The organism is Streptomyces albus subsp. albus (genome assembly GCF_000725885.1).
GTDB classification, from domain to species: Bacteria; Actinomycetota; Actinomycetes; order Streptomycetales; family Streptomycetaceae; genus Streptomyces; species Streptomyces albus.
The window spans coordinates 1-241 of the sequence record NZ_JODR01000099.1 but is presented as its reverse complement, the minus strand read 5'-3'; the positions used below and the strand labels follow the sequence as shown (position 1 = coordinate 241).

Annotated in this window: 1 pseudogene; it reads right to left on the bottom strand. The window is 68.5% G+C overall.

What is annotated here, in order from left to right:
- Positions 1-241: pseudogene (locus tag IO40_RS40020) on the bottom strand (IS30 family transposase); the annotation flags it as partial.

Below are 241 nucleotides of genomic sequence, written 5' to 3'. Positions count from 1 at the left end.
TGGATCCGCTCGTCCTCGCGCAGATACCGGCACGGACCGGAAGCCGGTACCACCACGTGGATCGGTGGTACCGGCTTCCGGTCCCGCTCGAAGCGGCCGCTGCGCCACTTGTTGCCCGTCCTGCGGTCAACGCCGACGATCCGCACGCTTCGGTGTTGCTGTATCCCTGCTGCACGAGCCGGGAGTATGCCTCCCGCTCCCGGGACAACTTCTTACGCCCCTGCGGAGCCCGGTCCGCTCG